The sequence below is a fragment of the Colwellia sp. 12G3 genome (assembly GCF_002836775.1).
In the GTDB taxonomy this organism is placed as follows: domain Bacteria; phylum Pseudomonadota; class Gammaproteobacteria; order Enterobacterales; family Alteromonadaceae; genus Colwellia.
The window spans coordinates 468,938-493,618 of sequence record NZ_PJAQ01000017.1 but is presented as its reverse complement, the minus strand read 5'-3'; the positions used below and the strand labels follow the sequence as shown (position 1 = coordinate 493,618).

Sequence of the window (24,681 nt, the reverse complement as noted above, 5' to 3'; positions counted from 1 at the left end):
TGGATAAAAAGTAATTTAATATGAGTTATCAAGTTTTAGCAAGAAAATGGCGACCTAAGAACTTTCAGCAATTGATGGGCCAGGAGCATGTCGTTACAGTACTTGCAAATGCCTTATCCCAAAAACGCTTACATCATGCCTATCTTTTTACGGGTACACGTGGTGTTGGAAAGACGACTATTGCCAGAATATTTGCTAAAAGTTTAAATTGTGACCTAGGTATTACAGATAAGCCCTGCGGACAATGCGATGCTTGTATTGATATTGACCAAGGACGCTTTGTTGATCTTTTAGAAATAGATGCTGCTTCGAAAACGAAAGTTGATGATACGCGTGAAATTCTTGATAATGTTCAATATGCACCAAGTCGAGGTCGATTTAAAGTTTACCTGATAGATGAAGTACATATGTTATCTCGTCACAGCTTTAACGCACTACTTAAAACGCTCGAAGAGCCACCAGAGCACGTTAAATTCATTTTAGCGACAACTGATCCTCAAAAATTGCCGATTACTGTATTATCCCGCTGCTTACAGTTCCATTTAAAAGCATTAACGGTTAAACAGATTGAAGTTAAACTTGCTGATATATTATCTCAAGAAAAAGTAAGCCATGAGCAAGGCTGTTTAACTTTGTTAGCTAAAGCTGCTCGCGGTAGTATGCGTGATTCATTGAGTTTAACCGATCAAGCTATTGCTCAAGGGCAAGGGAATATTAGTTTAGCCAATATTCAACAAATGCTAGGTGGTATAGATCAAAACTGGGTTTATCAAGTCGTTATTGCTTTACTAAAGCAAGACAGCCAAGCGTTGATGGCTTTATCTCAAGAGATAGCCTCTTATGCACCTAGCTATAGTCGTTTGTTTGCAGAATTAATTCAATTATTCCATCAAATTGCGTTGCTGCAAATAGTTGAACAGCATTTTGATTTACCTGCTGATTTATTAGCTTTATTGAAAAAATTTAGTAAAGCTATGTCCGCTGAAGATGTTCAGCTTTATTATCAAATAAGTCTAAATGGCCGAAAAGATTTACCGTACGCTTTTGATGAACAAGCGGCTTTTGATATGACATTATTGAGATTGTTTGCTTTCAAACCAATGAAAAAATCACAGCTTGTTAACGAATCTATAGTTGAGAGTAGTGTACAGGTTAACGATGTAAGCTTTGATGAAATCAGTATTAACAAACCGATTGAATTAACTTCAATTCATACAGTTATCGATACCGTGCTAGTTGATGAGCCTGTTAGCGAAATATTTCCAAGTAAATTATCTGAAGTTGCAGCGGTTACTCATGGACTATCTGTTACAACAGAAAATACTCAACAAACCGACTTAAATGATGAAATGCTTGCTATTGAACAGCAAGCTATAGAACTTAAGCAAAATGAGAGTGAGCAGTTAAACCGAGTTCCTGCAGAGCCAGTCGCTGCTTTACAAGTCGCACCTACCCAGTCTGTGTCATCGGTAACAAGTGTTCCAGAACAACAAATTAAACCGCCTCTTGTATCTAATGAGCCAGCAGGGCAGCTTAGTATTAATAGTCCTGTAGGGTCAGTGCTAGCAACACGAAACATGTTGCGTAGTCGAAAGAAAGAGTTGGAGAAGCAAACAAAAAAGCCCCGTGACGCAGCTCCGCGTCAACCTAATAAGGCAGAAAGTAGTAACGATAGTGCTAACTCAACAGTTGAACCGCAAGTGGTATCACCTGAGCCCTTGGTTATGGCACCTGAGCCGATAGTACCTTTTCATCAAGATAATATTGACCCTTCAAAAATTATCAAAGCTAATCAGGTCGATAAGTGGGCGCATATGATTGACTCTATGCAGCTTACTGCACGTATTAGGCAGTTAGCAATACATGCAACAATCAGTGAAGAGTCCACCGATGATAATTTGATACTTCAATTAAACCAAGCGACTCGACATTTGTATACTGAAGTAGCTCAACAATTATTACAGGATTCTATTTGTGATTTCTTGTCAAAACAAATCACAGTTACCCTTAATATTGTTGATGAAACGGTTGCAGATCCTTATCAAATTCAAGGTCAAATAAATGATAAGCGTCTTGAATACGCCAAAACACAGTTAAAAGAAGATGTTATTGTGATTGCATTACAAGAAACTTTCCAAGCGCGTTTGGATGAAGAGAGTATTTCTCCACGCCAGTAGCAAAATAGTTAGTAACAGCTTTGCCATTAGTAGAATAATTACCCCGAGTTAATATTCAAAACTTGGTTGCTTTAGGGTAAAATGACAAAATAATTTATAAAATAGTTAACCTAATAATATTGGAGAAAAGATTATGATGAAAGGCGGAATGGGCAACTTAATGAAACAAGCCCAACAAATGCAAGCAAAAATGGCTAAAGCGCAAGAAGAGTTAGCTCATATGGAAGTTGTTGGTGAAGCTGGAGCCGGTATGGTGAAAGTAACGATGACTGGTAATCATAGTGTTCGCCGTGTTGAGCTTGATGAAAGCTTAATGAGTGATGACAAAGACATGATTGAAGATTTACTTGCTGCAGCGGTAAATGATGCAGTACGTCGTGTTGAAGAGCAAAACAAAGATAAAATGGGCGCACTTACTGGCGGTATGCAATTACCACCAGGGATGAAAATGCCATTTTAAACTGCTTTTAAAAGTAGTACTTACCATAAAAAAAGCTCAAGATACTCTTGAGCTTTTTTGTTCTTGTAACGCCATATTTTGCTCTAACTATTGGCAAATCTGATTAAGGTAAGCGGCAGCACCAATTAACCCCGGTTGGCTTTCTGTTATAATATAAGTTGGTGTTTGTTTATTTATATGAGACATACGACCTTTAGTTTCAAATCGTTCTCTAAACTCACTGTTTTTTACATACTCGATAAACCTCGGCACTATCCCACCCGCGATATATACTCCACCAAGTGACCCTGTGGTTAAGGCTAAGTTACCAGCAAAACTGCCTAAAATTTTACAAAACTGTGACAATGCTTGTCGGCAAATTAGGCAGGTTCCAGCGATTGCTTGAGTACTAATATCTTTAGCGGTTAGTTTAGTATTCTTGGTATCTTCATTATTGATCACAACTAAGGCTTGGTATATTTGTTCTAAACCATAACCAGAAAGCAGCTGTTCATAAGAGAGGCGATTTTTAGTTGTTTTTAACTGTTGAAATATTTTTACATCGAGTTCATCAACAGGCGCAAAATCTGTATGACCACCTTCGCCACCCAAGCAGTGCCAGTGATTGTTAATGTTGACTAAATTAGCAACGCCAAGACCTGTACCTGGCCCACATACCGCTATAGGTTGTTTATCTACTGTTTCTCCTTGGCCAATCTTTATTTTCTGCTGATCATTTAGCAAAGGAATCGCCATCGCTATTGCTGTGTAATCATTTATTAGCGTTAAGCTATTTAATTTAAGCTCTTCTTTAAGCTGCTTTTGTGAAAACTTCCATGGTAAATTTGTCATGGATATTGAATCTGTATCGACAGGACAAGCAATGGCTAAACAAGCATTAACTTTGGAATTAAGTAACGATTTCTCCTTTAAATAGTGATGAATTACATTACTTAAATGTGGGAAATCTTGGCACTGATAGGTTTCAATTTCATTAATATTATTGTTCTTATCAGTGATTGCTAACCTGATATTAGTGCCACCAATATCAGCCACTAAATTAACTATTTGAGTATTTTGTGAGTTCATCATCTTCTCTATTACTTTTCGTTCAATGGGAATATATTAAATTTTACTAGCCGTTGCGTTAGGTTTTGCCAATAACTGAATCTCTGGTTATCAGTGTTGGTTCAAAATAGTGGGTAATGGCTATGTCCTTTTGTTTATAATTGTTTTTTAACACCAACTTTGCGGCCATATGACCCATTAAATTTACCGGATTGTCTATAGTTGTTAATTTAGGGTAGGTATGTCTCGCAAAGTTTATATTATCAAAGCCTATTATTGATAAATCGTTTGGCAAGGAAAACCCTTGTTCTCTGGCATAAGTTATAGCACCAGAAGCCATTTCATCATTGGCACAAACTAAGGCACTGTAAGCTTGTTTATTTGCGATGAAGTGCTTTAAACCATCACTGCCGCCTGTTTCTTTAAAATCCCCTTCAAAATATAATGCGTTATTAAAAGCAATATTATTTTCAGTCAGTGCACGTTTATGACCAGCCAAACGGTCTCTTGAATCGGCTTTAAATTGTGGTCCGGCAATATAAGCAATATTTGTGTGTCCTTGTTCTATCACTGACTGGGTTGCAAGGAAGCCACCTAATTCATTATTTAAACTAATACAATTATCACTAATTTCATCAACGTAACGGCTCATTAAATAAATAGGTGTGCTGCCTTTACATAGCTCAATAAGATATTCATCACTTACCGCTTCAACATGTAAGATAATAGCATCACAATTTCTACTAATTAGAAACTCAATACCGTCCTTTTCTTTATCTTCTTCACTGTGACCTGTGGTTATAATGACATGTTTACCCGCAGCTCTTAATTCAGACTCAATGCCTGCCATCATTTGACCAAAGAAAGCACCATGTAATTCAGAGACTAATATACCAACACTATTACTTCTGTTAGAAGCAAGGGATTGGGCAATAGAGTTAGGACGATAACCAAGTTCAGCCATCGCGTCTAAAACTTTTTGGCGTGTTTTATCGCTAACGCGTGAATTTTTATTTATCACACGAGAAACGGTTGCTAATGAAACCCCTGCCAGTGTTGAAACTTCGTATATTGTCGCCATGTTATTCCTAAGTAGAGCAATCTAGTTGTAAAAATATATTGAATTGTAACCGCAAAATTCTAGCATGTTTACCAATGGATTAACTAGAAGCCGTGTTAATTCTGCTTGATAGATAATCTATTAAACATACCGATGTATGTTTAACCTAATGCAGTCAATACACTTAAACGCTGACTAAATTAGCTCTACGTTGTATTAATTCATCACCAATCTGTTTATTTTCTTTACTTGTTAAGGGATAAAAAATCATTAATGCAGCACCAGAAAAAGCGAAAGCTGCGGGTATCCAACTCATCAGTAATTGCATGCCAGGTAACGACGCTTCGACCGTAGCTTTGTCCATGCCGTCGTAGCCATAACCTGCAAGCACTACTAATACTAATGCACCGGCAAAGCCACCACCCGTTTTTTGGACAAACGTGCCTGCAGAATAAATAAGTCCCGTAGCGCGACGACCATTTTTCCATTCAGAGTAATCAGCTGAATCACCTAACATGGTAAAGAATAGTGTTGGCATCATTGCGGCAAAAAACTCAGCACTACATCCTAAAATGAAGATGGCACTAATATTACCTTTAGGTACCCAATAAAAACCAGCCGTAAGTAAGCCACTGAGGATAAGTGATACAATAAATAAGTTACGTTTACCTAATTTTTTCGAAAGATATCCAGTGGCTAATGCGCCTAAAATAGACACCATCAACAATGCGATAAAATATTGTCCAGCCATGAGTTCATCGCCTACTTGGTATTTAAAGTAATAGGCAATAGTGCCGTACTTTATACCGTTAAACATCATGGTTAAAAAACCCATGCCGAGTAATATTAACCAAGGTTTATTTGTCAGTAAATCAACCATGTCTCGTTGTGTACCGCTCATGTCATCAGGCGATTTTTTAATTAATCCTTTAATTAGTATCCACATAGAAGCCATGACCACAATAAAAAATAGGCCACTATAAATGTCGCGATAATAGAAGAATAAAGTCACGGATAGTAACGGTAAAATAATAAAAGGTAAGTTCTTAAGTAAGTCTCCTAATTCTGATTTTAAACTCACTGATTCGTCTATTTCGGGGGTAATACGCTCTTGGGTACTAGCAAAAGTTATCACCATTAATACAATTAAAATAGCGGCAAATAAATACATGGAATATTGATAGCCCATGGCATCATTGCCATCACCAAAATAAGCGACTAAATCAGGTAAAAAACCCATCACTAACAAACCACCTGCAAAGGCACCAGCGAAACGAAAACCTGATAAACTGGTACGTTCGGTATCGCTTGGTGTCATTACGCCCATCAACGCTGAATAGGGCACGTTATTAAGTGTGTAAGCAAGGGTTAAACCAATATAAGTGACATAGGCGTAAATAAGCTTGCCGGTATAACTTAAATCAGGGGTGGTGAAAGATAACACCATAAATATGGCTAAAAAGGGAGTTGACCATAATATCCAAGGGCGAAATTTACCCCATTTAGTATTGGTTCTGTCAGCTATCATTCCCATGATGATATCAGTGACACCATCGGATAAACGAACGACTAAAAAAAGCATAGCGGCAGCTGCGGCAGTTAAACCAAACGTATCGGTATAAAACACTGCTAAGTAAGCTAAAGCGCCACGCCACACTAAGTTAGCAGCGGCATCGCCCATGGCGTAACCTACTTTTTCATAAAACGGTAATTTAGTCATTTTGGTTCCAATCGCTTAGATTAATACTAATTTTTATCTATTGGTTATTAATGCTTTATAAGCAAGTCCACTGGCTTTAATCGTTCTTACTTGACTATCATAATCAACATAAACGATACCAAAGCGTTTTAAGTAACCCTCTGCCCATTCAAAGTTGTCCATTAAACTCCAGGCGAAATAGCCATTCACTTGTACACCTTGCACAATTGCATCATTCACTGCATTCAGGTGGTTGTGGTAATAATCTATACGATCTAAATCATTAATAACACCATCAACCAGTTTATCAGCCATTGCGGCACCATTTTCTGTGATGTAAACAGGAGGAAGTACATACTTGTCATTGAGTGATACTAATAACTCAGTAAACGCTTTTGGATAAATCTCCCAGCCAATATCGGTACGAGGCGCAGGTGGCTTAATTTGCAAAAAGTGTTCTTCAGCATCGGCACGATAAATTGCACGGGTATAAAAATTGACCCCTAAGAAATCAATGTGATGTGAAATGATAGCCATATCACCTTCAAGAATTTCTGGATGATTTTCTTTAGGCAGTTCAGCCATTATTTCAGGATAATCACCGTCAAATAAAGGTTTAATATACCACTGGTTGAAATAATCATCGGCAAATGAAGTTGCTTTTATATCGGCTGCTGAATCAGACTCTGGGTAGCAAGGAGTAAAATTTAGCACGATACCATTTTGGCTACTTGGGCTATTTTTTGCTAATACTTGCATGGCCAAACCGTGGGCAAGTAATAAATGATGCGCAGCCTTTTTACCAAATTCTTTACCAACAATCCCAGGTGCATGAACGCCGGCTTCGTAACCTAAAAAGGCACTACAAAAAGGTTCATTTAGTGTTGCATAGGCATAAACTCTATCACCAAAAACTTTTGAAATTAGGTCTGCATAGTTTTGAAATTTATAAGCCGTTTCTCTATTTAACCAGCCACCTTTATCTTCAAGGTGTTGAGGTAAGTCCCAATGATAAAGGGTGACAAACGCTTTAATATTCTTAGATTTCAATCTATCTAAAATATTTAGATAATAATTAACACCAGCCTGATTTAACTCACCAGATTCGGTTATTACACGTGGCCATGAAATAGATAATCGATAAGCATCAACCCCCAATGAATCAATTAGCTCAACATCGTCTTGCCAAAGATTAAAATGATCACACGCCACTTCACCATTTGAGCCATCAATAATTTTATTGGGTGTATTACAAAAAGTATCCCAAATGCATGGAAGTCTTGCGTCTTTGCCACCCTCAATTTGAAATGAAGCCGTTGCTACACCATAGATGAAATCTTTTGATAACATTTTAGATTGGGCGGGTAGAGTAAGTTTGACAGTCATGAATGAGTTACCTATTTCTGTAAGCCAAGTTAACTTGGCGATTATCTGTATTTTATTTTTATGTAGCGTTTATAAAAAGGTTGATAAAAGTATCTAGATGTTCTTTAATGCAACCATGTAAGCGCTTACATTTAGATTAGAGCTTTCTATGACTTAGGTCAACCACTTTCACTTAGTTTTAAATTAAATATAATTAAGTTATTGAAAATTGGTACTTAATCACTCGTAGGTAAGTGTTTTCTAATTAATGTAATAGTCAATATTTTGCTCAGACTAAAATGCGTTAATAACTAATAATAAAATAATTTTAAGAGGTAAATTATGTCAATGCAGTCAAATTCAGGTACTTTCGAGCAAGTGGGTGAAATGCAGCCAGCTAATAATTATACATTTGCATTAACGTCGCTAACGTCATTATTTTTTATGTGGGGGTTTATTACTTGTTTAAACGACATTTTAATTCCGCACTTAAAAGGTGTGTTTAATTTAACCTATGCTCAAGCCATGTTAGTACAGTTTTGCTTCTTTGGTGCCTATTTCATCGTGTCACTACCCGCAGGTGCAATTGTTAAAAAATTAGGCTATCAAAAAGGGATTGTCTTGGGATTAGTGATAGCTGCCACCGGTTGTTTATGCTTTTATCCTGCAGCAAGTATGCACAGCTACCCTGTATTTTTAATGGCATTATTTATTCTTGCCAGTGGCATTACCTTATTACAAGTTTCAGCAAACCCTTATGTTAGTTTGTTAGGCGATGCAAAAACAGCTTCATCCCGTTTAACCATGACACAAGCTTTTAATGCCTTGGGTACAACCGTAGCACCATTCTTTGGTGCTTATTTGATCTTAAATGAAGCCGCGGGTGCTATTTCTGAACAAGCATCTGCAGAATCTGTACAAATGCCTTACGTTTTACTTGCGGCTATGTTGTTAGTGCTTGCTGCCGTTTTTGCTTGGTTAAAATTACCTAACTTATCTGTATCTGATGATAGCACTGAAGAAAAAAACGTTACGGAAATTGAAGGAAGTGCATGGCAATATCGCCATTTGGTTTTAGGCGCTGTTGGTATTTTTGTTTATGTTGGTGCTGAAGTTTCAATTGGTAGTTTGTTAGTGAGCTTTTTAGCTGAACCTAGTATTGCCGGGTTAGAAGAATCTAAAGCCGCAAAATATATCGCTTATTATTTTGGTGGCGCTATGGTCGGTCGTTTTATTGGCGCGGCTGTTATGCAAAAAATTGCAGGCGGTAAGGCGTTATTGTTCAACGCGAGTGTCGCTATTGTATTAGTTTTAACTGCTGTATTCACTTCAGGCACAGTTGCTATGGTAGCCATTTTATTAGTTGGTTTATGTAATTCAATTATGTTTCCAACGATATTTAGTTTAGCGATTAACGGCCTAGGTAAACATACCAGCCAAGGCTCAGGAATTTTATGTTTAGCTATTGTTGGTGGCGCTATTATTCCACTGATGCAAGGGTTTTTAGTGGATAGTGTAGGTATACAACCTGCACTTTTATTACCTATTGTTTGCTATGTTTTTATTGCTTATTACGGTCTTTCAGGCAGCAAAGTAAAATCGATAGCCAAATAACTGCAGGGTTATCAGAAGTACCCTCGTTAATATTTATAAGAAGCTAACAATAAAAAGTTAGCTATAAAAAGCAACGATATAAATTAACAATTAATATATATAATCAATAAAAACAAGAAGTAAAACTATGATAAAAAATAAATCAATTAAGACCAGTATGCTTTATCTGGCGATGTCGTCACTCATTGTGGGTTGTAATGCTCAAAAACAAGCCTCTTCGGAAACAGCTGAGGCGACCGTTGAATCAGTATCACAACCAGCAGCTTCATCGAATATTGATATCTGGCCTGTACTTGATATTGCCGTAAAGCCGGATGCAGAGATTGAAGCTAAAGTGGCGTCATTATTAGCCACTATGACACTTGAACAAAAAGTTGCGCAGATGATCCAACCAGAAATACGCGATATTACTGTTGAAGATATGCGTAAATATGGCTTTGGCTCATATTTAAATGGTGGTGGCGCTTTTCCTAACAATGATAAACATGCAACACCCGCTGATTGGATCAAATTAGCTGAAGCTATGTATCAAGCATCAGTTGATGACAGCTTGGATGGCAATAGTATTCCTACTATCTGGGGCACCGATGCCGTACATGGTCATAACAATGTTATAGGCGCCACTTTGTTTCCACATAACATTGGTTTAGGTGCTGCAAATAACTCTGCACTTATTGAAAAAATTGCTGCTGTTACTGCCACCGAAGTGATGGTTACAGGTATCGATTGGGTGTTTGCACCTACGGTTGCTGTTGTTCGTGATGATCGCTGGGGCAGAACTTATGAAGGTTATTCAGAAGACCCAGAGATAGTTCGTGAGTATTCAGCGGCTATTGTAAAAGGTTTGCAAGGACATGCAGATAAAGATTTCTTAGGTGATTCACGCGTGATATCCACTATCAAACACTTTTTAGGTGATGGTGGTACTGAGAGCGGAGATGATCAAGGTAATAACCTTTCTTCAGAACAGGAATTATTTGATATTCATGCCCAAGGTTATGTAGGTGGCTTAGAGGCTGGTGCGCAATCGGTAATGGCATCATTTAATAGTTGGCATGGTGAAAAATTGCATGGCAATAAATATTTAATAACCAACGTATTAAAAGAAAAAATGGGCTTTGATGGCTTTGTCGTTGGTGATTGGAATGGCCATGGCCAAATTCCAGGCTGTACAAACGAGAGTTGTAGTCAAACCGTAAATGCTGGCCTAGATATATTTATGGTGCCGACCGATGCTTGGAAACCTTTGTATGAAAATACCATTGGTCAAGTTAAGTCGGGTGAAATTAAAATGTCACGTATTGATGATGCAGTCAGCCGTATTTTACGGGTGAAGTTTAGAGCTGGCATCTTTGATAAGCCAAGTCCTGAAAATCGTGCTATCTCAGGAAAACTTGAACTCATTGGTGCAGCCGAACATCGCCAAGTTGCGCGTCAAGCAGTACGAGAATCACTTGTTTTACTTAAAAATAAAAACAACATTTTACCAATTAAACCAAACACTAATGTTCTAGTTTCTGGTAGTGGAGCTGACAATATAGGCCAACAATCTGGTGGTTGGTCGGTAACATGGCAAGGCACTGGCAATGTAAATTCTGACTTCCCTGGTGGCAGTTCAATTTATGATGGCTTTAAGCAAGTGGTAAACAGTGCGGGTGGTAATATTGAATTAGCGGTTGATGGCATTTATACACAAAAACCAGAGGTTGCTATTGTTGTGTTTGGTGAACAACCTTACGCAGAAGGTATAGGTGACATTGACAATCTTGATTATCAACGCGGTAATAAAACTGATTTAGCGTTACTTAAAAAGCTTAAAGCTGAAGGCATTAAAGTTGTTTCTGTATTTATCTCTGGTCGTCCTATGTGGGTTAACGCCGAGCTAAATGCGTCTGATGCATTCGTTGCTGCTTGGTTACCAGGTAGTGAAGGTGTTGGCGTAAGTGATGTATTATTCACTAAAGCAGATGGTGAAATTCACCATAACTTTAAAGGAAAGCTGTCTTTCTCTTGGCCTAAATCGGCGACACAAGCCGTTGTAAACCGCTTTGATGAAGATTATGCACCTTTATTACCTTATGGTTTTGGTCTGCAATATGGTGACGACAATACGTTACCTGATGATTTAAGTGTAGTTGTTGAAAAGTCGGCTAATGCCGAGCAGTCTTTGGTGTTATTTGAACATGCGGTAAAAGCGCCGTGGTCGCTAAATGTTATTTCAGGTGAGCAAGCGATTGGTGTATCTAGTTCGGTTGTTGAACTGCCGGGTGTTACGTTAAGTACCATGGATAAAGATGTACAAGAAGATGCTCGAACCTTAAGCTTTACTGGTAAAGAATCTGCTTCAGTGAGATTACAAAGTACTTTTGTTGAAGATTTACGTCAATATATCGAAAACGATTCAGCGTTAACTGTTCTGGTGCGTAAAGACCAAGAATTTAGTGAGTCTATAATGCTTGAAATGCATTGTGATGAAGCTGATTGTCAAAAATCGGTTGATATCAGCGCAGTAATAAAAGGTTTTACTATGCATGAATGGCAAGAGCTTAGCGTTGATCTTAATTGCTTTGTTAAACAAGGTGTTAATTTTGGCCGAGTTACTGTGCCATTTGGTATCACCACCGCAGGCCAAGGTGTTGTGTCATTTTCAACATTGAAATTGCAAGCTAATAAAGCAAAAAATGCAACGATTAACTGTCAATAAATAATCCACCTTAGTAATGCTATCAAGTATAACTGGCATAACTCATAACAAATATTGTTCATAGTTATGCCAGTAATGTATTTCAGTAATTGATGGAGGTTTATGTAATGCGTAGTCGTTATATTGTTTTGTTTATGTTGTTTTTTGTCACGGTTAGCAGCGTGTCTCAAGCTAAAGATATTATTTATTATCCTTGGTTCGATGAAGGGCAATTTAAAGAAGATGCGTACTATATCGCCTTACTTAAACTTGCTCTTGAAAGCTCTAAAGAGGAGTTTGGTGAATATCAGCTTCAAAAGGCGATTCAACCAATGTATCAGGGTCGCTCACTTGTTGAGATTAAATATAATCGCAACGTGAGTGTTACTTGGACTATGACCTCGAAAGAGCGTGAAATAGCAGTAAACCCTATCAGAATACCGCTACTAAGAGGGTTAGGTGGTTATCGTATATTTTTAATAAAGCAGGGCCAGCAAGATAAGTTCTCTCAAATTAAGACAGCGAAACAACTTAAAAAACTCTTTGCGGGACAAGGGTATGATTGGCCAGACTCAACAATTTTAACCGATAATAATTATCGGTTAATTACCGGGCCAGGCCATAAAACTTTATTTAATATGTTGCAGCATGGCCGCTTTGATTATATGCCAAGAGCATTGCATGAGGCATGGAATGAAGTGGAAATTTTTGAAGGTTTACAGGTTGAATCTTCATTAGCACTGCATTACCCATCGCCTTATTATTTTTTTGTAAGTAACGACAACCCAAAGCTTAAAAGTCGTATAGAAGTAGGTCTAAGAAAAGCTGAAAAAAATGGAAGTTTTAAAAAGCTATTTGATAGCCATCCTGTAACAAAAAACATGTTAGCTTCTGCCAAGTTGGGACAGAGAAAAGTATTTAAACTGAATAACCGCTTTATGTCATCAGAGACTCAACAAGTGGTAGAAAAAATAGCCTTATTTCACTCCTTCTTAAATTAACCATTAACCATTAACCATTAAGTAAGGTATTTTAGCGTTCACTTTACTTATTTATTTTGTTGCTTAATTATCTTGTGCTCAATATCCATTAACAAATCAAGTAAATCAGCCACACCGATAAAGTGGCCAAAACAAGGCTTAGCAAAAAGCGAATTTTTATCACCCTTTTGTTGATGCTCAATAATCGCACCTCGCCATTGTGCTGGGTGAGCAGGCTCTTTGTGATTGAATTGAAAAACATTTAAGTGGGAAGATGCATTACGAATATGTCTGAAGAATTCGAAAACTTCAGAGCCATCATTATATTGTTTTACTGACTCATAAGCAGTATTAGCCAGCATCATGCAACACGAAACGATATGTTTGCTTTTGTTTATATCACCTCTAAGCGCTTGCTTTCTCAATTGGAATGGCGATAGGTGCTTTGTTTGAGAATAAGCACCAGGAAAACTCAATATTTGATTAGCCATTTTATATACTTCTATTTCCTCTTCAAAGATTACCGGACAACCGCATAAAGAGATGGAGAAACTTGACACTAGGTCATAAAAAAACAAGTTTTTATTAAACTCATGATGTTGAATTTCTACTTGCATTATAATTACTCGAAAATTTATTTAAAAGTGAAGACTTATAGAAGTAAGATATCATTTTAGTGGTTATTTATATGCAAACTTATATTACGAAAGGTATCTACCTAGTCTCTATTTGGCAAAGAACCTCTACAGGCATGATTAATCGTATGGTTACCCAATTCATGTCCGTTTTTAGCTGTTTTTTTCCACTATTGCTTTCTATTTTGAAAAGCAGGGGAGGCTAATGATAAGTAGAAACTACCTTTTAAAATAGCCCTCTGGGAACTCATTGGTAAACTAATAACATCACAAAATTAATGAAATATAGAATAACTATGTTTGACAAATTTTGCTTATTCTAAGCTCAGCAATGTAGTTCTGAGTAGGGAAGAAATTTAATCAAATTGGTATAAGCTCGTCTTAGATGAAATCGACAAATATATTACTCGTTAACCGACCTGTTTGAGGGTTTTCATCAATATCTTTTTTTAAATCAACAATAGTTGAATGTAGCAGGTTTCCAGGGTAAATAACTAACCGATTTTGCTTGTATGCAACTTCATCATAAAGCTTAAATAAATCTGAACTGCTATTGTGGTACTTAGCATCTGGCTTGCCATTTAATTCCATAAATTGTTCACAGCTTTTTATATAGCGACTAACTCTCTCTTCACTTATTCGTTCAAAATCCGTAGCTGTATGCCTAAATAAGCCCGTTCCACCATGTTCATTCGGATTAAGGTAGTGCAATATCGCAAAGTGGTATGGGTTATTGGTATCAAAATGAGGAATACGTTGCAGTAGCACAAGTTCCTCTTCTGGCTTATTTATTAAAGAGAAATAATTAAGCATTAGCTTGAGCTTCAATGAACGGGGAATACCATAAACTTGATAGATGCCTTGATAGACAGCTTTTAGAATTTCCAAAACATACGCGGTGGGTAACCTGCTCCTAATACCTGGGTAGAATGAGTTAGAGTCCGTCGAAAATGTTTGGTTGTGATATGCATCATTTAATATAGGGGTAAGGTCAGTGATAAAATCGTCGATGATTATCACTGGTGTTTGCTCTTTACCTACCTTCTTTATGACAGGATTTATATTAGGGTTTACTTTAAATTCTGTCATTATATAAATGATTAACCATTGCTTGATTTACAGTAGTGATTAATAAAGTCATTATGATCAGGCCAGTTGGCAACACGTTTATGCACGCCGTTTTTAATTTTGTCTAAAAACGTTTTTAGCTCATCATCACTCATCATATCGACAATGGGGTGATATTGCTCTGGCATCAACCCTTGTCCCATCATTACTTGTACCCAAGATGTCTCACCAAATAAGTCATTGGCTTTTTTAAATACTCGCCCTGACTCTTTAAATAATTTCATTCGATGTGCCAGCGAATCCGGAATTGGCATCATTGCACAATACCGCCAAAACCGGGTGTCCCGGCGATCGGTTAAATGGTAATGCAATATAATAAAATCACGAATATTGTCAGCTTCTTTTTTCGTTTGATCATTATACTCATCAACATCTGACTGGTTGATACCTTGCGATGGAAACATTTGCAATAAACGCACAATCGCTTTTTGAAATAAATGAATACCTGTAGACTCTAAAGGTTCAATAAATCCAGATGATAAACCTATGGCAATACAATTTTTATTCCAGTGTTTACGGCGAGCACCGGTTTTGTATTTGATCACTCTAGGCTCATTTAACAACTTACCTTCGACATTATCTAATAGCGTTTTTTTGGCTTCTTCGTCGGTCATGTACTTACTACAAAAAACAAAACCATTACCCGTGCGGTTTTGTAATGGAATACGCCACTGCCAACCAGAATCTCTGGCGATTGAACGTGTATAGGGTACTGGCTTATTAACTGTTTCTGTTTGTACTGCTATTGCACTATCACAAGGTAAATAGTGGCTCCAATCGTCATATCCTGTATGTAAGGCATCTTCAATTAACAAGCCTCTAAAACCGGTACAATCAATGAATAGATCGCCTTCTACCACTTTACCGTTTTCTAGGTTTAAACTCGTTATATTGCCTGTTTTCTCATCAAGGTTTACCTTATTAATTTTACCTTCAATGCGTTGGCAACCAAACTTGTCTGCTATTTTTTGCAAAAACTTCGCATATAAGCCAGCATCTAAATGATAGGCATGGTTTAAATCTTGGTTAGCAAGAACAGCAAAGCGACCTTCTCGGCTTGCTAAATGTTCAGGACAATAATCTCCGATATCCGATACGATGCCTTTTTTCAGTCCTTTAAGCCAAAAATGTTGAAAACCACAAGCCCAACAATCTTGACCTAAATAGCCAAATGAATGTATGTAATCTTTATTTACATCGCGCCAACTCTCAAATGAAATGCCAAGCTTAAATGTTGCGTTAGTGGCCGCCATAAATTCGGCTTCGTTAATACCCAGTAGTTGATGAAAAATATGCAGGGTAGGGATTGTTGCTTCACCAACACCAACGGTTGGAATATCATCAGATTCAACTAAGGTAACGTTAATGGCTTTACCTAATAATTTACTTAGTGCGGCCGCAGCCATCCAACCTGCGGTGCCCCCTCCGGCAATAACAACATTTTTTATTGGTGTGTTATTCATATTATTATCATTCATCGTTTTAACTTCTCTATTAGTTCAGCTCTTATCTTTCGAGCAGTAAGCTCATCAATGGGCATTTTCAACATGCCTTTTGCATCGTCTGGGATATGATCGTTAGATTGTTCGTCATGTTCAAATATATAATGGTTAAATATGCTCTTCCATGCTTTACGTTGATCTTTAGGTAAGTTTCTTAAGCTTAACATTGCCATTAATAATGCATTGTTTGGACGTCCCATGAATGCTGGTGTATTTCGCCACCAATGGGTAACAAGCATATTTATTGCTTCAAGTCCTTCAACGTGATGCCACCACATACTCGGTAAAAATAGCGCATCGCCTGGGTTTAATTCGGCAACAAGGGCATGTTTAATGGCTGTTTTAAATTTAGGATATTTATCAAAGTCTGGATTGTCAAAATCGACCATAGAAATATCTTGGCCACCAGGAGCAAACTCCATCGGACCTACATATAAATTATCTATTTGATCGGGAGGAAATAAGGTAAATCGACGTTTGCCAACAACACAGCAGGCCAAATTTAATGGAAAGTCATAGTGCGCAGCAATTTTACTTTGATTACCAATCCATAGGCTTGTTAAGGGGCTGTAATTATCTATCGATGTTTGGTGCTGCTCTTTAAATCCGGGTAAAAAACTATTTACTTCGGTTGAACCAACATACATTGTTGGTGGTTTCTCATCTTGCTGGTGGCTTAATAGTTTATCTAAAACGAGATTTAAATCGGCTTTACTTGCCCGATAATTAAAGCCATCTACTTGTTCGTTGTAAAATACTCTACCGTTAATGTCAGGCTCAGCATAGCAAGTATTAACTGGCGTGCCCTTATAGTAAGTACGCAGTAAATCACAAGCATGTTGTGATGATTTTAAAGCCGCTTGCACTAAAGGCCATTGACTGGCAAAACCTCTTAAAACCATAGGTTTATCAGATAAGAGTAGCCAGTCAGGTATATCATCAACCTTTATATCGTGCAGTTCTTCCACTTGGTTAGTGATGTTCAACATAATAAATAGTTCAGTGTAGGTTAGTCTTGCGCTGCGACTAAAGCATTTTTCTTGGTAACTAACGAGCGTATGTTGCTTTGTGAGGCAATAGCCATATAGATTGCTTGTAAATATTTAGATTCACGTAAATCTTGAATTTGCTCAATTGTTAACGCGTCAACTTTGTCTTCGTTAATAACATAAAAGCCAATCATTTGATTTTTAAGGCCATTATCTAAAGTAATATCTAATGTACATGGCTCTAATAGTTCTAAATCTTCGAGTTTTTGAGTGAATGCTTGGCCATCAATTGCACCTAAATGCAATGCTTCCATCATACTTGAGGTCTTATCCAAGAAATCAGAATGACCACCAAAAGGTAAAAATAGTGCTTCACCTTCAATATTGCTCACACGCGGGTTATCCATATCTAACGTTAACATGCGTTGTTCTTCTTCTACGCCGTTCTCAGTAGTTTTTTGTTTACCAATTAAAAAAGGGCTACGTAATACTGATGTAGGAATATAGTCAGCGTTCCAACCATTATCATCAAGGAATAAGTTTTCATGTTCTTTAAAGCCAAATAGAGCAACGGATATAAACTTACCTGTGCTTGGATTTTTATTGAAAAAGATTGGGTAATGGGCTTGGACGCTTCTAAATTCTCGAGGAAATGTAAGAGCATACCAAAGGTTGTCGCCGTATTTAGCACTGCGGTCGGTAATTATTTTTACATCTTTGTGTGCTACAGGGCTCACGAGTGCATGATTCGCCATTTTATTCTCCGTTATTATTTTTTATATCGATTGGTAAAGTTATACTTTACTTAATCCATATTGTTTTATTTTGTTAAGTAATTCTCTATTTGATGACATTGCATTCATCAATTTATGTGTATGAGCGATATTGTCATTAAAAAATTTATTTGCGATTTCTTTTTTATCTTCTCTTTTTTGGCGCAAGGCTAAATCGGTTTTAAATCCCATTCCGTATAAAATATACTGGAAACTCGCTGCAGGAAATAACTCTTCTGTATGATGAGTGTCATAACCATAAGGCGTTTGATATTTCCATAGCGCTATAAGTTCATTTAAGTGCTCGGGAATGCTGTTTTCACAACGATTATCTTGCCAATAAGTTTCTTGCCTAGAAGACAGTACATAATGAAGCTTTAAAAACTCAATAATGCGTTGCCAGCGATAGCTAAATTTTTCGTTAAAACGTTTTGCTGTAATGTCCATCACCTGACGATTCGCCGGTAATTGATCCGCTACCATTTTGGCTGAAAGCTCAATAAGTGCTAATGCTGAGGCTTCTAGCGGTTCAATAAAACCTGATGACATACCTATTGCAACACAGTTTTTATGCCAAAATTTGCTTCGAAAACCAGGGTTAATAGATATTTTTCTAATGTCCGCTAACTTTTGATTTTTGCCTAATGATGGTGATATATATGATCTAAGCTGCTGCTCTGCTTCATCATCGCTAATATGAGCGCTTGAATATACATGACCTACACCACGTCGAGAGGGTAAACCTATATCCCATATCCAGCCACTTGTCTGTGCTGTTGAAATAGTGTGTGAGGCAATAGGGCTATTTTCGTGAGGGTAGGGTACGTGCACTGCAAGTGCGGTGTCATTAAATAATACATGTTTTTGGCTAATAAACTCGACACCGTAATGTTCACCCAGCAATAACGATTTAAAACCAGTACAATCGATAAATAAATCACCATCTATATCGCCATGTAATTTACTACTAACCGAAGCTATATCACCATTTTCATGGCTATTTATTTTAACCACATGATCTAAGATATGCTTAACGCCTAGTTTCTCACAACAATGCTTTTGTAAAAATGTACTAAACTTGCCTGCATCTAAGTGGTAACCATAATTGCAAGCAAATGCATATTCAGGCGTTGATATTTGCTTTGGCGCTAATCCATTCTTACATAAATGACTTTGTACTGTTGTCGCGTCTGCAAATGAAACTTGTTTGCTATGTTGCTGCCAGAATTCAGCAATATTTGTTTCAAAAAAACCACTTGGTAGAGTAAAAGGGTGGAAGTAGCTGTCGTTTGTGCCATTTATCCAATTATCAAATTTTGACGCTTGTTTAAAAGTGGCATCACATTCCATTAAAAAATCAGCTTCGCTTACCCCTATTTTTTTCAATGTTTGTCGCATTGACGGCCAAGTGCCTTCACCTACACCAACTGTTGGCACGTCTGGCGATTCAATTAACGTTATCTCAACGGCCAAATCCCCTTGCGTTTTAAATTCACTTGCAAGAATGCCGGCAGTTAACCAACCAGCTGAGCCTCCACCTACAATTGTTATTTTTTTGATTGAATTATTCATACTGTTTCATTGGGATTTCTTACGAGTAAAAAGTTGATTTTTTTGCGTTTTATCATGTTTAGTCAAACAGTTGTACGCTTTTAAAAAAGCCTAAATTATAATCACTATATCTGTCTTTTGGGCTTCTATCTATAACTATATAGCCCTATGGGGGGATAGTTATAGCAATTTACAAACAGCGTTTAGTCACTAGATTAAAATAAATGGGCTTTTTTGAAAAAGTAAAACAATCAATGATTAAAGAAAATAAAAGCCGCTACAAGTAGCGGCTTAATTCGTTAATTTACAACATTAAACCGTTAACTACTTAGAAAGTATAACGAGCACCAATGCTATAACGTGCACCTTGCTGAGTTACGTTAAGTACTTGAGAAGAGCTACGACCGATTTTACGACGGTACTCATTTGTAATGTTGATGCCTTCAACAAAAACAGATAAGTTTTCAATATCTTGGAACGTGTAATTTACGTTGAAATCGATTTGAGAGTATTCTTCAACATAAGTTGGATTTCCACCAGTACCTTGACCAAAACCTTCTAAGTACTCATCACGCCAGTTATAAGCGACACGCGCTGAAACACCGTAGTTTTCATAGAATAAAACAAAGTTAGCTGTATCAGAAATACCTGCTTGAACACCATCGTTTGTGTCGCCAATAAGTTCAGTATTGTCAAACTCGCCAGATAAAAGCAAGTTGTTATAATCATCACCGGCATCAACCATAGTGTAGTTAGCAAACGCACCAAAACCAGATTCACCAAATACATGTTGGACTGCAAATTCAAGACCGTCAAAAGTATTTTTTATACTGTCATTTACTGGTACGTTGATTAAAAAGCTAACTAGCTCATCTTCAGGAACACCTTCAATAATGATTTTACCATCTAGCATGTAAACTTCATCGTTAGATGCGCCGTATGTATCATAGATGTACTGACGTTGCTCACCAGCATCGCCACTTATTTGTTGTGCTTCATCATATTTAGGACCATCAACAGGGCTGTTTAAACTAAATAATTGTTCGTTAACTTGTCCTTGTGAAATCCAGTTTGTTACGTCTTTTTTGAAGTAACCTAAAGATACATAACTTGCTTCACCATAATACCACTCTGCAGAAAGGTCTATATTAGTTGACTCTAATGGCTTAAGACTAGGGTTACCTGAGTTACCACTACCGCCCGACTTATTAAAAGTGGTACCAATAGTTGTACCACCTTGTAAATCAGTGTATCCGGCACGACCAATAGTTTCACTAAAAGCAGCACGTAATATAACATCGTCAGTAATTTCTAAGTTAAAGTTAAAGTTAGGAAGTAGGTGATCGTATGTGCCAGATTTACTAAGAGCAGCAGTATTACCAGTTTGACCGATTACAATTTCAGTGTCGCCTTCCCACTGAGTTGTTGCACCAGTGAAGTCAGGGACAACTGATGTAGAATGGATTTCAGTTTCTTCGTAACGAACACCAACATGAACATCGAATGGCATATCACCAATCTCACCGTCATAGTTCCACTGTGCGTAAACAGAGATTATTTCTTCTTCTACAAAACGGTCAGTATCACGGGCGTAATCAGTAGATGGGCAGAATAAAGTACCACAATCACCGGCACCTGATACATCAGCAGGTGTGTAATTTGCTTCTGCATAGTTACGAAGTTCATCAAAGTCCCACATAAAGATGGTATCAACAATTTCAAAACCATCAGGGCCATCAGGGTGGTTTTCAAAATTACCACCGCTCACATCATCAAATTGACCCTGCACACTGTCGATGTCACCACCAATGCCTGCTAAGTCACCAACAGTTCCAACACCGCCCCAATCGTTACGTTGTACTTGAACGGCTAGGTTACGCTTGTTAGAGGTCATCATACCAACACCAAAATCGATGTCACCAAACTCCTCAATTACGTAGTTACCATTAATTTGTGTTTGATCAATTTCAGAGCGATTGTCTTCATTTCTAAACCAAGAACCTGATACTAACATATCGGCTTTAGTTACACTGTTAGCACCTGTTACTGCTAACACTGGAAAATCACCAGTAAAGTCAGTTGCAGCAGCTTCTCGAATGTAACCAGCTGTACCGATAGTGTTTGAGCTACCGTATGGGCTATTTGGTGTTTGTTCAGCTGTTGATGAATGATGATCAAGCTCTACCCATAAGTTTTCACTAACTTGCCATGCTAAATTTAGACCAATAGACTGAGATTGAGCTTTAGTGGCTGAAGATGAAGCACCCATAGAGAAATCTTGTTTATTATCAGCACCATAAGTTTCTGTATAATATAACGGTGATGAATTAGGACCATCAGTCCATACGCTTTCAGATGGTGCAAAAGTAAACCATGCAGAGACATCGTTATATTGACGATCTACTTCATTAGTCATCATGGTGTAATCTACAGTTGCAGTGAAGTTATCTGTTGGTGCGTATTGGAATACAACTTGACCATTAACACGTTCACGTTGTTGTTCTTCAAATTTGTAAATTGTGGTTTGTGGCACTGAGTAAATTTCATCAGCACCTGTAACGCGGTTTACTTGGTTTTCTTTTGGAACACCGCCCCATGTTGGATCTGCACCTGGTGCACCTGACCAATCTTGGTCTTTAGTACCAGGGAATGAACGCCAACCTGTACCTACTTCAGCTTGTTGGTTACCACTTTCACGTTTTGCATATGACGCTGAAATTGAAACACCAAAGGTGTCATCAGCAAATGTATTTGAGTATAAGCCGGATAATTCCGGTGTAACACTTCCATCACTAGCAGAAGTATCATTTACTGCTTTAATACCAACAGTAGCCACTAACTCAGGGTTGTTTAATGGTTTATGGGTTAAAATATTGATTGTTGCACCAATCCCCCCCGTTGCCATCGTTGCATCACTTGATTTGTAAACCTCAGCGCCACTGATACTTTCAGAGGCGATATTGGCAAAATCAAATGAACGGTCACCGGTGCTAGTAGGCATTTGACGACCGTTAAGTAATACTAAGTTACGATCTGGACCAAAACCACGAACGGTTACTTTACTACCTTCACCGTTATCACGGTCAATAGCTACACCTGAAATACGTTGTAATGACTCTGCTAAGTTAGTATCTGGAAATTTACCAATATCTTCAGCACTAATAGCTTCAACAACACCTGAGCTACTGCGTTTGATGTCCATCGATTTAACTAAGCTACCGCGGATACCGGTAACTTCAATAACTTCGACCTTGTCATTAATGTTAGCTTCTTCTGCTGATATTGCAGGTAGTGCTGTTGCACCCAGTATCAGTGACAAGCTTGTTGCAATTCTTGTTTTAGTGAATGTTTTCTGAATCATGTTAAATCCCCAGTCTTAGCCGACCATTTTTTAATTATTAGTTTATTGTAAGCGCTTACAATATGATACAAAAAAAATACAACCTGAACGGTTAATGTATTATGTAAGCGCTTACATAAAGGTAATTCATTAATAAAAGTAGGTCAATAAATATTTAAAAGTAAATTAAAGCTTATACACTAAATGTATGTTTTTTGATCGCTGCGATATTTTATTTTTATTTATATTGTTGTTATTTAATAGTAATTTAGCTCATTTTACACTATTGCTAATAAAAACATTGTTGAAAATAATACCAATACCCGTATATTTGTAAGCGCTTACATTTGGTGTTGTGTTCAATAATGAAGCGTAAGCGGGGTGCCACTGGTTTTCATGACTAAAGGTAACTTTTAATAATGATGGTGAAGCTAATAATGATAACAAAAATAAAAGAACATCAGCTCAAATTTAGCTAAAAAGGCTATTATTGCTAAGCGAATGTCTCAGCGAGTGAATCACTTCTTTTCGGCTAATTTACTTGATAGACAATTTGAAGCGATGTGAATATCTTTGCTCAGTGAACAATGTGTCAGTACAGTAAACATTGATAGACCCTATTTATTGGTTGCCAATGAAATAAATAGGGTCTATCAATCGATCACTAGAAAAGTAATCACTAAAAAGTCACTAGCAATAAAACAAAAAACAGGAATGTAAACAATGTCTAACTATTTGAAATTTGTAACCTCATTATTGGTTGCTTTCTCTATCAATGTATCAGCCCTCGAAGCCAAAAAGTCACCGGAAAAAATGGCTATTAACGGCATTGCTGATGAAGCTAGTTGGCAGTTAGCCAGTTGGCAGCCAATCGATCAACTTATCTTGGGTGAAATGCCGAGTAAAGAAGATTTCTCTGGACGCTTTAAAATAATGTGGGATGAAGCGCAGTTATATTTATTGGTGGAAATTACCGATGATATTTTATTTGATCAACATGCGGATCCACGTCATTTATATTGGGATGATGATTGTTTAGAGATTTTCCTTGATGAAGATGCCTCCGGTGGCAACCATCAGTTTAACTATAACGCTTTTGCTTATCATGTTGCTTTGGATAATCAAGCTGTAGATATCGGTGAAAAAAATGCTGATGGCTCAGATAACTTTGTTTTACTCAATGATCATATTAGTAGTGTATGGCGTCGCAGTGAACAATCACCTAATAAAGTTATCTGGGAATTGGCGGTTCGTGTTTATGGCGATAGCTTTACTTTAAAAACGTCAAAGGACATAAAGCAATCACAACCCGTGACATTATCATTGGGTAAGAAGCTGGGCTTTATGTTGGCCTATTGTGATAACGATGGCAGTAAAGAGCGTGAACACTTTATTGGCTCAGTTGATATTAAAGCGGTAAATGGTAGTAAGAATTTAGGCTATATCACTGCTGATGTTTTTCAAAAATTAACCTTGGTTAAATAACTTGATTGACTAGCTTAGTAAAGCTAATTCAAGGTGCCACTTTACCTTTATTGTGAAAATGTACAAAAAGAGTCTTTAAAATAAAGTCATTAAAAAACAGTTTGTTACATTTATACACAAGTTTAAATGTCTGTATACATAAAGTTGAACGTTCAAATTCGAGCTTTTTTTTAAGTAGAGACGAACCCCCTAA

Annotated in this window: 17 protein-coding genes; 6 read left to right on the top strand and 11 right to left on the bottom strand. The window is 37.3% G+C overall.

Annotated features, from left to right (window positions below):
• Window positions 1-20: 20 nt before the first annotated feature.
• Together dnaX and CXF71_RS07570 are read left to right on the top strand one after the other, a co-directional pair.
• Window positions 21-2,177: a DNA polymerase III subunit gamma/tau gene (dnaX, locus tag CXF71_RS07575; RefSeq protein WP_101232336.1), complete on the top strand. Its 2,157-nt coding sequence runs from the start codon at window positions 21-23 to the stop codon at window positions 2,175-2,177.
• A 130-nt stretch (window positions 2,178-2,307) separates the two neighbouring features.
• Window positions 2,308-2,637, top strand: a complete 330-nt coding sequence (locus CXF71_RS07570; protein ID WP_198559850.1) for a YbaB/EbfC family nucleoid-associated protein — start codon at window positions 2,308-2,310, stop codon at window positions 2,635-2,637.
• A gap of 87 nt (window positions 2,638-2,724) precedes the next feature.
• Here the strand turns inward: CXF71_RS07570 and CXF71_RS07565 are convergent, their stop codons facing one another.
• The 4 genes from CXF71_RS07565 to CXF71_RS07550 form a co-directional block, all read right to left on the bottom strand.
• On the bottom strand, window positions 2,725-3,708 hold the full coding sequence (locus CXF71_RS07565; RefSeq protein WP_101232334.1) for a glucokinase: 984 nt from the start codon (window positions 3,706-3,708) through the stop codon (window positions 2,725-2,727).
• A gap of 55 nt (window positions 3,709-3,763) precedes the next feature.
• Complete coding sequence (locus CXF71_RS07560; RefSeq protein ID WP_101232333.1) at window positions 3,764-4,765, bottom strand: LacI family DNA-binding transcriptional regulator; 1,002 nt, start codon at window positions 4,763-4,765, stop codon at window positions 3,764-3,766.
• Between the two features lie 163 nt (window positions 4,766-4,928).
• The gene (locus CXF71_RS07555) at window positions 4,929-6,464 is read right to left on the bottom strand and encodes an MFS transporter (RefSeq protein WP_101232332.1); all 1,536 of its coding nucleotides are present in this window, start codon (window positions 6,462-6,464) and stop codon (window positions 4,929-4,931) included.
• Between the two features lie 33 nt (window positions 6,465-6,497).
• A complete protein-coding gene (locus CXF71_RS07550) occupies window positions 6,498-7,829 on the bottom strand; it encodes a GH1 family beta-glucosidase (RefSeq protein ID WP_101232331.1) in 1,332 nt (443 codons plus the stop codon).
• A 321-nt stretch (window positions 7,830-8,150) separates the two neighbouring features.
• On the opposite strand from CXF71_RS07550, the gene CXF71_RS07545 reads away from it, so the two are divergent.
• From CXF71_RS07545 to CXF71_RS07535, 3 genes are all read left to right on the top strand, one after another.
• Complete coding sequence (locus CXF71_RS07545; RefSeq protein ID WP_101232330.1) at window positions 8,151-9,422, top strand: sugar MFS transporter; 1,272 nt, start codon at window positions 8,151-8,153, stop codon at window positions 9,420-9,422.
• A 127-nt stretch (window positions 9,423-9,549) separates the two neighbouring features.
• A complete protein-coding gene (locus CXF71_RS07540; protein WP_101232329.1) occupies window positions 9,550-12,126 on the top strand; it encodes a glycoside hydrolase family 3 protein in 2,577 nt (858 codons plus the stop codon).
• Window positions 12,127-12,233: 107 nt separating this feature from the next.
• Window positions 12,234-13,106, top strand: a complete 873-nt coding sequence (locus CXF71_RS07535) for a transporter substrate-binding domain-containing protein (protein ID WP_101232328.1) — start codon at window positions 12,234-12,236, stop codon at window positions 13,104-13,106.
• Between the two features lie 47 nt (window positions 13,107-13,153).
• On the opposite strand, the gene CXF71_RS07530 is transcribed toward CXF71_RS07535, so the two are convergent.
• The 7 genes from CXF71_RS07530 to CXF71_RS07500 form a co-directional block, all read right to left on the bottom strand.
• A complete protein-coding gene (locus tag CXF71_RS07530) occupies window positions 13,154-13,702 on the bottom strand; it encodes a hypothetical protein (protein WP_101232327.1) in 549 nt (182 codons plus the stop codon).
• 399 nt (window positions 13,703-14,101) lie between these two features.
• Complete coding sequence (locus CXF71_RS07525) at window positions 14,102-14,809, bottom strand: DUF6445 family protein (RefSeq protein ID WP_101232326.1); 708 nt, start codon at window positions 14,807-14,809, stop codon at window positions 14,102-14,104.
• An 11-nt stretch (window positions 14,810-14,820) separates the two neighbouring features.
• A complete protein-coding gene (locus tag CXF71_RS07520) occupies window positions 14,821-16,311 on the bottom strand; it encodes a tryptophan halogenase family protein (protein ID WP_101232427.1) in 1,491 nt (496 codons plus the stop codon).
• A gap of 11 nt (window positions 16,312-16,322) precedes the next feature.
• Entirely contained in the window at window positions 16,323-17,339 is a 1,017-nt protein-coding gene (locus CXF71_RS07515) for a cupin-like domain-containing protein (protein WP_101232325.1), read from the bottom strand.
• Window positions 17,340-17,359: 20 nt separating this feature from the next.
• Entirely contained in the window at window positions 17,360-18,094 is a 735-nt protein-coding gene (locus tag CXF71_RS07510; protein WP_101232324.1) for a SapC family protein, read from the bottom strand.
• A 39-nt stretch (window positions 18,095-18,133) separates the two neighbouring features.
• Window positions 18,134-19,684 (bottom strand): tryptophan halogenase family protein, encoded by a 1,551-nt coding sequence (locus tag CXF71_RS07505; RefSeq protein ID WP_101232323.1) that lies wholly within the window; start codon window positions 19,682-19,684, stop codon window positions 18,134-18,136.
• Between the two features lie 307 nt (window positions 19,685-19,991).
• The gene (locus CXF71_RS07500; protein ID WP_101232322.1) at window positions 19,992-23,024 is read right to left on the bottom strand and encodes a TonB-dependent receptor; all 3,033 of its coding nucleotides are present in this window, start codon (window positions 23,022-23,024) and stop codon (window positions 19,992-19,994) included.
• A 702-nt stretch (window positions 23,025-23,726) separates the two neighbouring features.
• On the opposite strand from CXF71_RS07500, the gene CXF71_RS07495 reads away from it, so the two are divergent.
• Window positions 23,727-24,488, top strand: a complete 762-nt coding sequence (locus tag CXF71_RS07495; protein WP_101232321.1) for a sugar-binding protein — start codon at window positions 23,727-23,729, stop codon at window positions 24,486-24,488.
• Window positions 24,489-24,681 lie beyond the last annotated feature (193 nt).

Excerpts from the sequence above, each read along its gene's own strand:
- dnaX (WP_101232336.1), top strand. The coding sequence starts at position 21 with ATGAGTTATCAAGTTTTAGCAAGAAAATGGCGACCTAAGAACTTTCAG.
- CXF71_RS07565 (WP_101232334.1), bottom strand. The coding sequence starts at position 3,708 with ATGATGAACTCACAAAATACTCAAATAGTTAATTTAGTGGCTGATATT.
- CXF71_RS07560 (WP_101232333.1), bottom strand. The coding sequence starts at position 4,765 with ATGGCGACAATATACGAAGTTTCAACACTGGCAGGGGTTTCATTAGCA.
- CXF71_RS07555 (WP_101232332.1), bottom strand. The coding sequence starts at position 6,464 with ATGACTAAATTACCGTTTTATGAAAAAGTAGGTTACGCCATGGGCGAT.
- CXF71_RS07550 (WP_101232331.1), bottom strand. The coding sequence starts at position 7,829 with ATGACTGTCAAACTTACTCTACCCGCCCAATCTAAAATGTTATCAAAA.
- CXF71_RS07545 (WP_101232330.1), top strand. The coding sequence starts at position 8,151 with ATGTCAATGCAGTCAAATTCAGGTACTTTCGAGCAAGTGGGTGAAATG.
- CXF71_RS07540 (WP_101232329.1), top strand. The coding sequence starts at position 9,550 with ATGATAAAAAATAAATCAATTAAGACCAGTATGCTTTATCTGGCGATG.
- CXF71_RS07535 (WP_101232328.1), top strand. The coding sequence starts at position 12,234 with ATGCGTAGTCGTTATATTGTTTTGTTTATGTTGTTTTTTGTCACGGTT.
- CXF71_RS07530 (WP_101232327.1), bottom strand. The coding sequence starts at position 13,702 with ATGCAAGTAGAAATTCAACATCATGAGTTTAATAAAAACTTGTTTTTT.
- CXF71_RS07525 (WP_101232326.1), bottom strand. The coding sequence starts at position 14,809 with ATGACAGAATTTAAAGTAAACCCTAATATAAATCCTGTCATAAAGAAG.
- CXF71_RS07520 (WP_101232427.1), bottom strand. The coding sequence starts at position 16,311 with ATGAATAACACACCAATAAAAAATGTTGTTATTGCCGGAGGGGGCACC.
- CXF71_RS07515 (WP_101232325.1), bottom strand. The coding sequence starts at position 17,339 with ATGTTGAACATCACTAACCAAGTGGAAGAACTGCACGATATAAAGGTT.
- CXF71_RS07510 (WP_101232324.1), bottom strand. The coding sequence starts at position 18,094 with ATGGCGAATCATGCACTCGTGAGCCCTGTAGCACACAAAGATGTAAAA.
- CXF71_RS07505 (WP_101232323.1), bottom strand. The coding sequence starts at position 19,684 with ATGAATAATTCAATCAAAAAAATAACAATTGTAGGTGGAGGCTCAGCT.
- CXF71_RS07500 (WP_101232322.1), bottom strand. The coding sequence starts at position 23,024 with ATGATTCAGAAAACATTCACTAAAACAAGAATTGCAACAAGCTTGTCA.
- CXF71_RS07495 (WP_101232321.1), top strand. The coding sequence starts at position 23,727 with ATGTCTAACTATTTGAAATTTGTAACCTCATTATTGGTTGCTTTCTCT.